This window comes from Kangiella spongicola (assembly GCF_003194565.2).
In the GTDB taxonomy this organism is placed as follows: Bacteria; Pseudomonadota; Gammaproteobacteria; order Enterobacterales; family Kangiellaceae; genus Kangiella; species Kangiella spongicola.
The window spans coordinates 1,048,384-1,060,985 of the sequence record NZ_QICH01000001.1 but is presented as its reverse complement, the minus strand read 5'-3'; the positions used below and the strand labels follow the sequence as shown (position 1 = coordinate 1,060,985).

The window sequence follows — 12,602 nt, the reverse complement described above, 5'->3', positions numbered from 1 at the left end:
TGATAAGGATTTGGTTATGACCAAGCAAAAATACTTCGCTTTCAGCGCCATCTTGACGGCTTTATTAGTCGCCAGTGGTTGCACAGTAAAGCTGCAAGCACCTGACAAGCCCATTCACATCATTGGTGACTTCACCATTAAGCATGAGATTGTGGTAAAAGTTGAAAAGGCGCTCGATCAAGCTCTCACTGAAGAGTCAGGCTTGTTCTAAGTCGCTAACCCTACATTAATAAGGATCGTAACGATTTTAGTTCTTTCTAGAATATAGGTCTAAAATTAGGAGAGTAAGATGAAAGCTCTAACAAAATTTGCACTAACAGTATCTGCCGCTTTACTTTTAACGGCGCAAGCTTTCGCCGCAAACCTTGGTACTCTAAAAGATCAGGGTGTTGTCGGTGAACTTTCAAATGGCTACGTTGGCATTGTCGACATGTCAAAAGCGACTCCTGACGTTAAAGCTTTGGTCGAATCTGTCAATGATAAGCGCCGTGATATCTACGCTGAGCAAGCTAAAGCAAATAACAAAACACTTGCAGAGATCGAGGCCATAGCTGCACGTCGAAACATCGACCGCACACAAGCTGGTCACTACATTAAAGTCGGTGGCGCTTGGCAGAAGAAGTAGTCAAGAAACCACGTCTTCATTGTTTTATTCTTTAAAAAACGACTATTTAGGAACCGTCTGAGTCACGCTCGGGCGGTTTTCTAGTTCATCAAACCACATACCAAGTTTCGTAAAACCATCCAGCCGAGTATACTCAGGGTGTCTAAAGCGTAAGTAACTGACAAGCGCTAGCGTATTAATCGACAATACCTCAAACTGCTTTGGATAGCTCGCTAAATGCTTTTGTAAATAGGCTAAGCCGCGATCTAATGCCCCATAAAATCGCTCTTGCCAGAACTCAGATTGACCTTCACCACGCATCTTATCTTGTTGTAATGCCACTGCTGTATCTAGCAGGCCTCTTGTTAGCGAATATAACGTTCTCAATTGCCAATCAGTATTTACTGCTTTGAACAGACTCTTATCGGCGCCAAAATTGCTATCTAAATACTCTGCAATTACCTGGCTATCGAAAATCGCCATGCCGTCATCGTCAATCAAGCACGGAACCTTGCACAAAGGATTAGCCTCGATTAGCTCTTTGGGGTTATCAAACGGATGTTGTGCGATCTCTTCGACCTGTTCAATTAAACCCAACTCTCGCACCACAATTCGTGCGGTTCGCGCGTAAGGCGATGCATCGGAGTAAATTAATTTCATACTTCACCTAATTTTGTTTCAAACTGACTTAATTAGCTTTAACTGCCCGCTGCTCAGCCCATGCTCGTAGCGCAGATACCTTCTCCGACATCACTACCGATAGAGGCCTTGTCTGCGTTATTTCATCAAGTACCATTTGTGTTGTTAAAGGACTTTCTTGATAGTGAGCGGCGTATAAACTAGCGACAATCGCCTGCTCAATTTCAGCGCCACTAAAGCCTTCAGTATGCTTTGAAAGAGACACGAGATCAAAGTTCACACCAGACTGTTTTCGCTTTTCTAAGTGGATTCTAAAGATTTCTTGTCGTGCCATTTCGTCCGGCAAATCGACAAAAAACAATTCGTCAAAACGCCCCTTACGAATTAACTCTGGTGGTAACGCGTTAATATCGTTTGCCGTCGCCACAAAGAATACTGGGCTTTTATTCTCCTGCATAAAGGTTAGCAAGGTACCAAGCATCCGCTTAGAGGTTCCCCCATCGCTATCTGATGTGCTTAAACCCTTTTCGATTTCATCAAGCCATAAAACACAAGGTGACATAGTTTGAGCAAGCTTTAATGCTTCGCGTAAGTTCTTTTCGCTTTCACCATGCCATTTATTGTATAAAGCACCAAAGTCTAGTCTCAGTAATGGAATTCCCCACATTCCCGCGACAGCTTTCGCTGCTAACGATTTACCACTGCCTTGAACCCCCATCAGCATGATGCCTTTGGGGATATCCAAGCCTATATCTGTTTCGCTTAAAAAGACTTTCTGACGTAACTGTAACCATTTTTTCAGATTTACCATGCCGCCAACTTCAGCGAAATGCGCCGTTTCACATTCGTAATGAACAGCACCGTCTAGATCTAGCAGTTTGTATCGAGCCTGATTAACCTCATCCACTTCATCTTCGGTAATCGCACCATCATCATAGATCAAGTTGCGCACCATTTGTTCGGCATCCGCCCAAGACAGACCACGCAGGTTTTTGATTAAACGTGACAATACTTTTTTATCGGTGCGTACTTTCCTATCAGGATTTTGTATGCCCCAGCGCGCCGCCTCTTTGCGAATAATACTTTCTAAATCTTTTTCATCGGGTAATTTCAACTGAAATGAACGGGAAAGCCTTCTCAGTTCGTCAGGAAGCTTAATCTTATGGCTAATCAGAATGATGGTTTGCTTATGCTTACCGTAAGCCAGTGCAATATCACGCAGCAGTCTAATATTTTGTGGATGCTCCGCGTCCAAAAAAGGATGCATATCACACAACACATAGAGCCCTTCTCGCTCCATTTTCTTAATATGCGTTAAGCAGCTTTCAGCAGTCTTAGTATTACCCAAGGCAGCAAAGCTATCCCCAGCAACTTCCTGCCGTCTTAAGCCTTCGGTCAGGTGCCAGCCGAATACTGGCTTGTTAATATTAATCGCAACTTGATTAATCAGTTGCATCGCACGATTTTCTTCGTGAGTTTCAATCACTAAAATAGGATTTTTCGACCGTATCAAGATATGAAGGTCATTCTGCTCCGTGATGCTCGCCATAAATTTTAATCCGACTCCATTGTTCTATTTATTATGATTTGACGCTAAAATGAATTTATAACACGATTTTACTCATAATTCTTATGCGCCAATACAGTTTTTTCGATCGACTATGTATGGTCGCCGACTCAGCCCTTAAAACAACTAATGGCATCTATGACACGGCTCCACGCACGAACCCTGCGGCTGAAATTGCAGAACCAGAGTTGAGTGTCGAAGAACAGTCGCATGCAGCAAATCTGATGCGCATTAACCATACAGGAGAGGTTTGTGCGCAAGCCTTGTATCAAGGTCAAGCACTAACCGCTAAGCTACCTGAAATCCGCCAAGAGATGGAACACGCGGCGCAAGAGGAAGTCGACCACCTTGCTTGGTGTAGCCAACGCCTCAACGAGCTTAACAGCCACGAAAGTTACCTTAATCCTTTTTGGTATGCCAGCTCATTCACCATTGGCGCAGTAGCTGGGCTAGTTGGCGACAAGTGGAGCCTCGGGTTCGTCGCTGAAACGGAAAACCAAGTCTGTAAACACCTCGAAGATCACTTAAAAAAGTTGCCTGAGCAAGATCACAAAAGCAAAGCTATATTGTCGCAAATGCACACAGAAGAATTAAAACACGCCACCACCGCCATTGAAAATGGTGCCGCCGAATTACCTGCGCCAATAAAACTAGGAATGAAAGCCATGTCTAAAGTTATGACCGGCACAGTCTATTACATCTAAGTTCTATAAAAGATTTCATTAAGCCATTCAAATAGGTGGCACTTAAGCTTATAATGGGAATGATTATTATTTACAACTTATATAGGAATCCATATGAAATTACTTCCAAGTAGCATGTTTGCCCTTGCGATTGCTTTTAGCGCCAGCGTAAACGCCTCAGAAATTCGCCACTACAAAGGCAAAGACATCAACACCGTTGAAGAAGCTATCGCGGTATTACAAGAATACAACCCAAAACTTAAAGTCATGCTCGAAGCGGAGGAACTAAACCCGCAAGACATGGGGAAAATCCATGAAATGACCTACACCATGGAGAATGCTTTAAAGATTCTTGAAGGCTCTCTAAAAATCACCCAGCGTAACCTTGAAGAACTTCACCTGTCTTCCGAGCGCATGGAAACAGAAAAAGCCAAGATCTACGGCGGGCTTTACCTAGAAGGCGCGGCTTTTTATACCGATAAAAAATGATGACGACGGAGCTCTATAGCTCCGCGCCACACTTTTTACAATGTACCGCATCGGCATCATGACCTTCGTAGGCACAGGATGGGCAGGCATTATTGGTTATCTCTTTGGCTTTATGGTCTTTAATCGCTTGGCGCGTAATTTCTGCGCTGTAGATTCCAGTCGGAACGGCGATTAAGCCATAACCCATGATCATGATGCAAGAAGCGAGGAACTGGCCGAGCGGTGATTGTGGTGAAATATCGCCATAACCGACGGTAGTTAGTGTGACGATAGCCCAGTAGACCGATTTGGGTATGCTGGTGAAGCCATTTTCTTCGCCTTCGATAACGTAGATTAGCGAACCGAAAATCACTACCAGCAAGACCACGGTATAAAGGAACACGCTAATTTTGGCATGACTGTTTTTCAGCGCCTTCATCATGACACCGGCTTCATCAATATAACTGGCGAGTTTAAAAATACGGAAAACCCGCAAAACACGCAGAATTCGAATAACCAGGAAGTATTTCGCGTCGGCGAGGAATAAGGCTAAATATGTCGGCAATATAGACAGTAAGTCGACGATGCCATAAAAGCTTCTGGCATAGAGCATCGGCTTTCTGACGCAAATGAGCCGTAGAATATATTCAATAGTGAATAAGGCGGTAAAAGACCACTCCGCTACCCATAATGCCCAGCGATACTTGCTCGATATACTTTCGACACTATCCAGCATAACGGCGCCAACACTGGCGAAAATACTGATAATCAAGACAACATCGAAGGTTTTCCCCCAAGGAGTATCGGCCTCGAAAATAATTTCATGAATTTTTTCGCGCCAAGGAGCCAAAGGCTCGCCTTCATCAAAGTTGTGCTTTCTGTGGATCGTTGTTCGGCCCATTAAGTATAACGATTCCTTTTATGTCATTAGTTTCGGTTATTAGGCAATCATAAACAGATGCTTATAATATTCAACAATAGACTAATTATTTATATTCATGTGTTTTTCACATCAAAAGATGTAAAAATAGGGTGTTTTAGACGTCCAAACCATGTAAAATTCGATTACTTTTTGACCGCCATGGAGTAACCATGACGGTTTTTATGTAAGTGTACCCACACAAACTAAAGGTATTAGTTAGACAATGAGCAATTATTCCGTCTTTACTTCTGAATCGGTTTCAGAAGGCCATCCAGACAAAATCGCTGACCAAATTTCTGACGCAGTTCTCGATGCCATCTTAGAGCAAGATGTTAACGCTCGCGTTGCCGTCGAAACTATGGTTAAAACAGGTATGGTCATTGTTGCTGGTGAAGTGGCGACAACCGCATGGGTTGATATCGAAGGTATCGCGAGAAAAACCATTCAAGATATTGGCTACACCGGCTCGGACATGGGATTTGATTATAGTTCTTGTGCTGTTTTAAATGCTATTGGTAAACAAAGCCCTGATATTGCTCAAGGCGTCGATCGCGACGATCCGGATGCTCAAGGCGCCGGTGACCAAGGTCTTATGTTTGGTTACGCCAGCAACGAAACTGATGTGCTAATGCCTGCACCAATTACTTATTCGCACCGCTTAGTCGAACGCCAAGCACAGCTTCGTAAAAACGGAAAGCTTACTTGGTTGCGTCCTGATGCAAAAAGCCAGCTAACCTTCCGTTATGAAGACGATAAGCCTGTGGGTATTGATGCGGTAGTGTTATCAACGCAGCACACGCCAGACATTTCACAGAAAGATCTAAAAGAAGCGGTCATCGAAGAAATCATTAAACCGGTGTTACCGAGCGAATGGATCACAGCGGACACTAATTACTTCGTAAACCCAACGGGCAAGTTCGAAATCGGCGGTCCAATGGGCGACTGCGGTTTAACTGGCCGTAAGATTATCGTCGACACATACGGCGGTATGGCGCGTCACGGTGGCGGTGCCTTCTCGGGCAAGGACCCATCAAAAGTTGACCGTAGCGCAGCATACGCTGGCCGTTACGTCGCCAAAAACATCGTTGCCGCAGGGTTAGCGGAACGTTGTGAGATTCAAGTGTCCTACGCTATTGGTGTTGCTGAGCCGACGTCGATTAGCGTTAATACCTTTGGAACAGGCAAAGTCAGCGAAGATAAATTAGTCGAACTAGTTCGTGAGCACTTCGACTTACGCCCTCGCGGTCTGATTCAGATGCTCGACTTATTACACCCTATTTACAAAGCCACAGCAGCATACGGTCACTTCGGTCGCACCGAAAACACTTTCACGTGGGAGCGCACCGACAAGGCCGACGCATTGCGCGCCGCCGCTGGGCTATAAATTATCTGCTTACAGAAAAGCAGCAACACACTAAGTATTTACGTAAATCGTAACCAATTATTGGGAACAACATGACAGATTACATTGTAAAAGATATTAGCCTCGCTTCATGGGGCCACAAAGAAATTGAAATGGCGAAAAGCGAAATGCCTGGCCTGATCCAAATTCGTGAAGAATACGAAGGCGAACAGCCACTAAAAGGCGCACGCATCGCAGGATCATTACACATGACGATCCAAACCGCCATGTTAATGGAAACGCTTATCGCGCTTGGCGCTGAAGTCCGTTGGGTTTCTTGTAATATCTACTCGACGCAAGATCACGCGGCAGCAGCGATGGCTGACCAAGGTATTCCAGTTTTCGCATACAAAGGCGAAACACTAGACGAATACTGGGACTACACGCACCGCATCATGAAGTGGAGCGACGGCGGTTCACCAAACATGATTCTTGATGATGGTGGCGACGCGACCATGCTACTTATCCTAGGTAGCCGTGCGGAAAAAGATATCAGCGTATTGGATAACCCAGGTAGCGAAGAAGAAACTGCCCTATTCAAATCAATCAAAGCGAAATTGGCTGAAGACGACACTTTCTACTCGCGCACATTAGCCGAGATTCAAGGCGTTACTGAAGAAACGACTACAGGTGTAGCCCGTCTTTACCAAATGAAAAAATCTGGTGAATTACCATTCCCTGCAATCAACGTAAACGACTCAGTAACTAAGTCTAAGTTCGACAACTTATACGGTTGCCGTGAATCACTGGTAGACGGTATCAAGCGTGCAACTGACGTTATGATCGCTGGTAAAGTCGCTATCGTTTGTGGTTATGGTGATGTGGGTAAAGGTTCTGCGCAATCGCTACGTGGCCTTGGCGCGACCGTTTGGGTAACTGAAATCGACCCAATTTGTGCATTACAAGCAGCGATGGAAGGTTACCGAGTGGTTAACCTTGAAGATGAAGGTGTAGTCGAGCAAGCTGACATTTTCGTTACAGCAACCGGTAACTACGACATCATTCGCCATGAGCACATGGAGCGCATGAAAGACCAGGCAATCGTTTGTAACATCGGTCACTTCGATAACGAAATTAATATCGCTAGTTTAGAAGACTACGAATGGATCAACATTAAAGACCAAGTTGACCAAGTGGTATTCCCAGACGGTAAGCGTATTACTCTGCTAGCGAAAGGTCGTTTAGTAAACCTTGGTTGTGCTACTGGCCACCCAAGCTTCGTAATGTCGAACTCCTTCACTAACCAAGTTCTTGCTCAAATCGAACTTTGGAAAAACGGTGACAAATACGAAAACGACGTCTACATCTTGCCAAAGCACCTTGACGAAAAAGTTGCCAAGCTTCACCTAGAGCGTATCGGTGCAAACCTTACGACACTTACTGACGAGCAAGCAGCTTACATTAACGTAACAGTAGATGGCCCTTACAAGCCTGAACACTATCGTTATTAATACATTAGCGTCATCCCGTGGCTTGACCACGGGATCTAGTGTCTTTGAGTAAAAAAGCCGGCTTCTGCCGGCTTTTTTGTGCCTAACATCCTCAACCAAAACCACGAATCGGTGAACCTTAGTCTATTTCGAAGTCCTAATTGCAAAATAAAAGTAAGCACAAACTTTATAAAAATATCATTACCAGTAAATAGCGGTGGTAATGGCATGGAAACCTACCTACTTTGTCTGAAATATACCGGATATAGCGGTATGAAGATCCGCTAACCCTCTAAATATCTAGAAAGTAGACACTTGTAAAAAAACATTAAGAATAATAAAGTGTTATGAAAGAATTCGTATAATAATATGTTAGGTTCTCGAGGAGGTATAGTGAGCTGCGAGGTATGTAGCCGTTTTCCATGTCAAATACGTTCACCTCAAGAGTTAAAAAGAAGCTTACGTAAAGCATCGGAACTAGTTGATTCAGAAAAGCTAGAATACTTGGGCAAGGGCTATTGGGGAGATAGGTTCGCTAAAATTCGACATGGTGGTTCTTGGGGGGATTTTGTAACAAATTTCTTCAGGTGTACTCATTGCACCCAACTTTTTCATCTGCACGCAGAAACATACCATGGATCGGGTGGTGCGTTCGAAGCTATAGATAAAATCGAAAAAAATGAAAAATTCGAGCCAGAAAACCCGTGAAACCTAACAAGGTGCTCAAGCCGAACCTTCACCTACGCTCCGCCCAGCGCATGGCTTCGCCATTGTATGCGCTGTGCTACACTCTCGGTGCGGCCGGCTTAGCACGGCGTTATGCAAAACTGGGAACAATCCATGATAGATAGGTCTTTAATTGGAAAGCAGTTTGAATTCAATGCGACATTAGAGAATTGGGCTGAAGGTATGGATTACTGTGCTGTTAGCGTGCCTTCAAGCGTAACCAAAGCACTTGGAACTAAAGGGCCTGTATTGGTTCATGCAAGAGTTAATAATTCAGAGCCATTTCAAGTAAGCCTGTTTCCTGTTGGCGGTGGGAAGCATTTTATTCGTATTAAATCAAAGGTACGTAAGCTGACGAATATTAAAATGGGCGATTCTATCAAACTTGATTTCGTTGTAATTGACCCAGAAGACGTAGATGTACCAGATGATCTACTAGCTACATTAGAAAATAGTGGCATGATAGATGGATTCGTAGATCTTCCGCCTGGAAAAAGGAACTATTTAATCCGAAGGATCGGTGAGGCTGCTAAACCCATTACGAGGGAAAAGCGAATTCAGGAAGCACTGGAAGCCGCTATCGAAAGAAATTCTAAGAAGTAAGAAATAGTGAAAAACAAAGCGAAGGATTAAGCCAATGCATAACAAACGCATGTTGTCGGATTGGTTTTCCGCTGCGCTCCAAACCAACCGCAAATGCGGGCGTTATAGCTAGCGTAGGGTACCCCGTGGGGCAGACCCTGCGTTATAACGCACCATTGGAACTTTTGTATATTACGGTGCGTCTCGACGCACCCTACTAGAGCTATCCTTTCATCACATCATTAATTTATCCCCCTTTGAGACTTCCACTCAAATACGCGATAATATCGCCACGATTGATTCAATCAAAAGATTTAACTTATGAATAACGCAAGTCTGAAAGAGCGCGATCTGGCCGTTTTATGGCATCCATGCAGTCAGATGAAGGACTACGAAAAATACCCGATGACGCCGATTAAAAAAGGCGATGGGGTCTATCTCGAAGATTTCGATGGTAATCGCTATATTGATGCGGTGAGTTCTTGGTGGGTCAATCTTTTTGGTCATGCCAACCCGACTATTGCGCAGGCGATGAAAGATCAGGTCGATCAGCTTGAGCACGTTATCTTTTCTGGCTTTACCCATGAGCCAGCTATCGAGTTAGCTGAAAACCTAGTCAAGGTTACGCCCGAGGGCTTAGACCGTGTGTTCTATGGTGAGAATGGCTCGTCTGCGGTAGAAATCGCGCTTAAGATGAGTATTCACTACTGGCAGTTAAAAGATAAGCCACAAAAAACTCAGTTTGTGACCTTAGAGAATGGTTATCACGGTGAAACCACAGGCGCATTAGCGGTTTCCGACGTGGGGCTTTATAAAGAGCCGTATAAAACCATGATGTTCGACGTCATGACGGTGCCATCGCCTGATTGTTATTACCGCGAGGAAGGCGAAAGCTGGGAAGAGTATTCCTTGCGTCAGTTTGTGCATATGCGCAAGATGATCGAGGAAAAGCATGAAACCGTTGCCGCAGTTATCCTAGAGCCATTAGTCCAATGCGCTACCGGCATGCGTATGTATCACCCTGTTTACTTAACCGAACTGCGTAAGCTGTGTGATGAATATCAGGTGCATTTAATAGTAGATGAAATCGCTGTGGGCTTCGGCCGTACCGGCACTATGTTTGCCTGCGAACAAGCAGATATTTCTCCTGACTTCATGTGTATCTCTAAAGGTTTAACCGCGGGCTTTTTACCTTTGTCAGCTATGCTAACTCGCGAAGAAATTTTTGAAGCGTTTTACGACGACTATGAAACGCTAAAAGCTTTCTTACACTCGCACAGCTACACCGGCTATGCGACAGGTTGTGCCGTTGCTAACGCTACTCTTAAGATATTCCGCGAACAGCCAATTATTGAAAACAACCGAGAACTGGCGAAGCACATGGCGCAAGCGACTGCTCACTTCGCTGAGCACCCGAATGTCGCCGAAGTTCGCCAGACGGGCATGATCCTTGCAGCAGAAATGGTACAGGATAAAAAGTCGCGTCAAGGTTATGACTGGAAAGAGCGTCGCGGTATGCGCGTTTATGAATATGCTTTATCGCGTGGTGCTTTATTACGCCCGCTGGGTAATGTGGTCTATTTTATGCCACCGTATGTGATTACGCCTGAGGAAATCGACACTCTTGCCGATATCGCATGGAAAGGCATCCAGTTGGCGACTAAGGATTAAAGCTAAGAATTCTGAGTAAGGACTCAACTATGCGCATTCCTCGTATTTATACCGCTGACGAGCAGCTACAGGTTGGCACTATGGTAGCGCTCGATCGCGAAGCCAGTAACCATCTAAGCCGTGTATTACGCTTGCGAGTTGGCAGTGAAGTTGTACTTTTTAACGGCGATGGCCATGATTACCAGGGCAAAATCGAAGCCATAGAGCGGAATCAGGTACAGGTGCACCTGCTACAGACTCAAGAGGTAAACCTAGAGTCACCCTTGCATATCCACTTATATCAAGGGATTTCCCGTGGCGATAAGATGGATTTGACGTTACAGAAAGGTGTTGAGCTTGGCATTAAAGAGTTTACGCCAATCATTACCGAGCGCTGTGGCGTAAAACTTGATGAAAAGCGCTGGGCCAAAAAGCTACAACACTGGGGAAAGGTCATTGTTAGCGCCTGCGAGCAATGTGGCCGGAATCAGATCCCAAGGCTTAACCCAGTAACACAACTCTCACAAGCTATTACCCAGCGTTCTGGGCAAGACTTTTTCTTACATCCTGATGCCAAGACTCAGTTTAAAAACTATGGTGAAGTGAGCCAAGATCAAGCCATTACACTCTGGGTCGGCCCGGAGGGAGGCTTCAGCGAATCGGAAATTGACGAAGTTAAGCGCAGCGATATTACCCCGGTCGCATTAGGACCGAGAGTCTTAAGAACTGAAACTGCGGCCTTGGCGGCGGTATCAGTGATTAACTCAGTATGGGGTGATTTTTAGCACAACAATTAGTAGATTAGCTTTAGATCAAAAAAGGCTACATTAAGTAGCCTTTTTATTAACGATTCAATGACTAAGCGCTTAACTTAGACTCAATCAAATCCAAATCAGGTATTAGAGCTTTCTTGCCGTTGACGGTGACCCAAGCTTTTACACCATCGTCTGTACCTTGGATTTCATCAGCAACAAATTCGCTATTATCACTATCGACTGGAATCAGACGTGGAATACCGCGTACCATGATAGCAACAAACGGAATCTCTTCGTTACCGTTAAGGGTGTAACAAATAGCAATTCGAGAACGCTTAATATCGCCCAAGTCCTTCTTGCCTTGTAAGCGCTCCAATGCAACTACTGGGATGCTAATATTACGCCAAACAACGGTTCCGACCTTCCACTCATCATTGTCCTCAACCCCTTCATCAAGGGTTACGTTCATAAATGGAACAATCTCGGCAATTACTGTATTTGGTAACAAAAGGCTATCTTCAAGCATCGGTACCAAAAAGCTGTATACATCTTTAACTGTCTTGCTCATGCAAATTCTCACGCATATTGATCAAGTGAATGATGACTCTCTAAGTAGTCACACAACTGTCTTGCTAGCCCTTCGGGGCTGTCTTTATAGATTACTTTACCAGTTCGCATCATATTTAGCGGCATAGAAGCTTGAACACAAGTCTCAAGCGTTTGGCACCATATTTCGACATCATTCTCGTCGAGTATATCGGCACTAGATGCGCCATCATCGTCCATACCACTGAAAATTATAGCTAATTTCTTGAACTGCTCTAGGCTCGTTACAGCGCTAAACATCTGGCTAATGTTTGGCGCGAACGGCGCTTCCCAACAGGCTTCTTCTAAATAGATTCGTCCGTTAGGATTGAAGTTTATTTTTTGATTAATTGGCGCGATATACAGTTTACCGGGCACAATTGGCTTTGTTCCATCAACAACTTCTGCACTAATGTAAGGGTGCTCATTTAGCATTGACTGCAACCCTGGCAAAAACTCCTGTGTTATATGGTTTGCCAACACAAAGCATACAGGCAAAGTTTTGTTAGGTAGAGCGTCGATGAACGCTTTCACCGCAGCTGGGCCGCCAGTAGAGCCACCTAGCAAAACTAATACTGTATTCATGAGC

14 protein-coding genes are annotated in these 12,602 nt (G+C 44.6%); 9 read left to right on the top strand and 5 right to left on the bottom strand.

Annotated features, from left to right (window positions below):
- Positions 1-16 precede the first annotated feature (16 nt).
- On the top strand, positions 17-211 hold the full coding sequence (locus DL796_RS04835; protein ID WP_110200517.1) for a YnbE family lipoprotein: 195 nt from the start codon (positions 17-19) through the stop codon (positions 209-211).
- 78 nt (positions 212-289) lie between these two features.
- On the top strand, positions 290-625 hold the full coding sequence (locus tag DL796_RS04830; RefSeq protein WP_110200515.1) for a YdbL family protein: 336 nt from the start codon (positions 290-292) through the stop codon (positions 623-625).
- 42 nt (positions 626-667) lie between these two features.
- On the opposite strand, the gene DL796_RS04825 is transcribed toward DL796_RS04830, so the two are convergent.
- Both DL796_RS04825 and DL796_RS04820 read right to left on the bottom strand, forming a co-directional pair.
- Entirely contained in the window at positions 668-1,264 is a 597-nt protein-coding gene (locus DL796_RS04825; protein ID WP_110200513.1) for a glutathione S-transferase, read from the bottom strand.
- A 28-nt stretch (positions 1,265-1,292) separates the two neighbouring features.
- Complete coding sequence (locus DL796_RS04820; protein WP_110200511.1) at positions 1,293-2,792, bottom strand: AAA family ATPase; 1,500 nt, start codon at positions 2,790-2,792, stop codon at positions 1,293-1,295.
- Positions 2,793-2,866: 74 nt separating this feature from the next.
- Here DL796_RS04820 and coq7 point away from each other — a divergent pair, with 74 nt between their 5' ends.
- Positions 2,867-3,514, top strand: coding sequence for a 2-polyprenyl-3-methyl-6-methoxy-1,4-benzoquinone monooxygenase (gene coq7, locus DL796_RS04815; protein ID WP_196597967.1), 648 nt, complete (start codon positions 2,867-2,869; stop codon positions 3,512-3,514).
- A 93-nt stretch (positions 3,515-3,607) separates the two neighbouring features.
- Positions 3,608-3,982 carry a DUF6746 family protein gene (locus tag DL796_RS04810; RefSeq protein WP_110200507.1) on the top strand — a complete coding sequence of 125 codons (375 nt, stop codon included), beginning with the start codon at positions 3,608-3,610 and terminating at the stop codon, positions 3,980-3,982.
- Between the two features lie 13 nt (positions 3,983-3,995).
- Here DL796_RS04810 and DL796_RS04805 read toward each other — a convergent pair whose 3' ends face one another.
- On the bottom strand, positions 3,996-4,862 hold the full coding sequence (locus tag DL796_RS04805; RefSeq protein ID WP_110200505.1) for an ion transporter: 867 nt from the start codon (positions 4,860-4,862) through the stop codon (positions 3,996-3,998).
- A gap of 244 nt (positions 4,863-5,106) precedes the next feature.
- On the opposite strand from DL796_RS04805, the gene metK reads away from it, so the two are divergent.
- The 5 genes from metK (at position 5,107) to DL796_RS04780 (ending at position 11,458) form a co-directional block, all read left to right on the top strand.
- Entirely contained in the window at positions 5,107-6,267 is a 1,161-nt protein-coding gene (metK, locus tag DL796_RS04800) for a methionine adenosyltransferase (protein WP_110200503.1), read from the top strand.
- Between the two features lie 71 nt (positions 6,268-6,338).
- Complete coding sequence (ahcY, locus tag DL796_RS04795) at positions 6,339-7,736, top strand: adenosylhomocysteinase (RefSeq protein ID WP_110200501.1); 1,398 nt, start codon at positions 6,339-6,341, stop codon at positions 7,734-7,736.
- 798 nt (positions 7,737-8,534) lie between these two features.
- The gene (locus DL796_RS04790) at positions 8,535-9,044 is read left to right on the top strand and encodes a YdeI/OmpD-associated family protein (RefSeq protein WP_196597951.1); all 510 of its coding nucleotides are present in this window, start codon (positions 8,535-8,537) and stop codon (positions 9,042-9,044) included.
- 300 nt (positions 9,045-9,344) lie between these two features.
- Positions 9,345-10,694 (top strand): adenosylmethionine--8-amino-7-oxononanoate transaminase, encoded by a 1,350-nt coding sequence (locus DL796_RS04785; RefSeq protein WP_110200495.1) that lies wholly within the window; start codon positions 9,345-9,347, stop codon positions 10,692-10,694.
- Between the two features lie 29 nt (positions 10,695-10,723).
- Positions 10,724-11,458 carry a 16S rRNA (uracil(1498)-N(3))-methyltransferase gene (locus DL796_RS04780; protein WP_110200493.1) on the top strand — a complete coding sequence of 245 codons (735 nt, stop codon included), beginning with the start codon at positions 10,724-10,726 and terminating at the stop codon, positions 11,456-11,458.
- 73 nt (positions 11,459-11,531) lie between these two features.
- Here DL796_RS04780 and DL796_RS04775 read toward each other — a convergent pair whose 3' ends face one another.
- Together DL796_RS04775 and DL796_RS04770 are read right to left on the bottom strand one after the other, a co-directional pair.
- Positions 11,532-11,996 (bottom strand): chemotaxis protein CheW, encoded by a 465-nt coding sequence (locus tag DL796_RS04775; protein WP_110200491.1) that lies wholly within the window; start codon positions 11,994-11,996, stop codon positions 11,532-11,534.
- An 8-nt stretch (positions 11,997-12,004) separates the two neighbouring features.
- Positions 12,005-12,598 (bottom strand): chemotaxis protein CheB, encoded by a 594-nt coding sequence (locus tag DL796_RS04770; RefSeq protein ID WP_110200489.1) that lies wholly within the window; start codon positions 12,596-12,598, stop codon positions 12,005-12,007.
- Positions 12,599-12,602: the final 4 nt, after the last annotated feature.

What these genes read in the sequence shown, in the direction of transcription:
- DL796_RS04835 (WP_110200517.1), top strand. Translation starts at nt 17, where the DNA reads ATGACCAAGCAAAAATACTTCGCTTTCAGCGCCATCTTGACGGCTTTA.
- DL796_RS04830 (WP_110200515.1), top strand. Translation starts at nt 290, where the DNA reads ATGAAAGCTCTAACAAAATTTGCACTAACAGTATCTGCCGCTTTACTT.
- DL796_RS04825 (WP_110200513.1), bottom strand. Translation starts at nt 1,264, where the DNA reads ATGAAATTAATTTACTCCGATGCATCGCCTTACGCGCGAACCGCACGA.
- DL796_RS04820 (WP_110200511.1), bottom strand. Translation starts at nt 2,792, where the DNA reads ATGGCGAGCATCACGGAGCAGAATGACCTTCATATCTTGATACGGTCG.
- DL796_RS04810 (WP_110200507.1), top strand. Translation starts at nt 3,608, where the DNA reads ATGAAATTACTTCCAAGTAGCATGTTTGCCCTTGCGATTGCTTTTAGC.
- DL796_RS04805 (WP_110200505.1), bottom strand. Translation starts at nt 4,862, where the DNA reads ATGGGCCGAACAACGATCCACAGAAAGCACAACTTTGATGAAGGCGAG.
- metK (WP_110200503.1), top strand. Translation starts at nt 5,107, where the DNA reads ATGAGCAATTATTCCGTCTTTACTTCTGAATCGGTTTCAGAAGGCCAT.
- ahcY (WP_110200501.1), top strand. Translation starts at nt 6,339, where the DNA reads ATGACAGATTACATTGTAAAAGATATTAGCCTCGCTTCATGGGGCCAC.
- DL796_RS04790 (WP_196597951.1), top strand. Translation starts at nt 8,535, where the DNA reads ATGCAAAACTGGGAACAATCCATGATAGATAGGTCTTTAATTGGAAAG.
- DL796_RS04785 (WP_110200495.1), top strand. Translation starts at nt 9,345, where the DNA reads ATGAATAACGCAAGTCTGAAAGAGCGCGATCTGGCCGTTTTATGGCAT.
- DL796_RS04780 (WP_110200493.1), top strand. Translation starts at nt 10,724, where the DNA reads ATGCGCATTCCTCGTATTTATACCGCTGACGAGCAGCTACAGGTTGGC.
- DL796_RS04775 (WP_110200491.1), bottom strand. Translation starts at nt 11,996, where the DNA reads ATGAGCAAGACAGTTAAAGATGTATACAGCTTTTTGGTACCGATGCTT.
- DL796_RS04770 (WP_110200489.1), bottom strand. Translation starts at nt 12,598, where the DNA reads ATGAATACAGTATTAGTTTTGCTAGGTGGCTCTACTGGCGGCCCAGCT.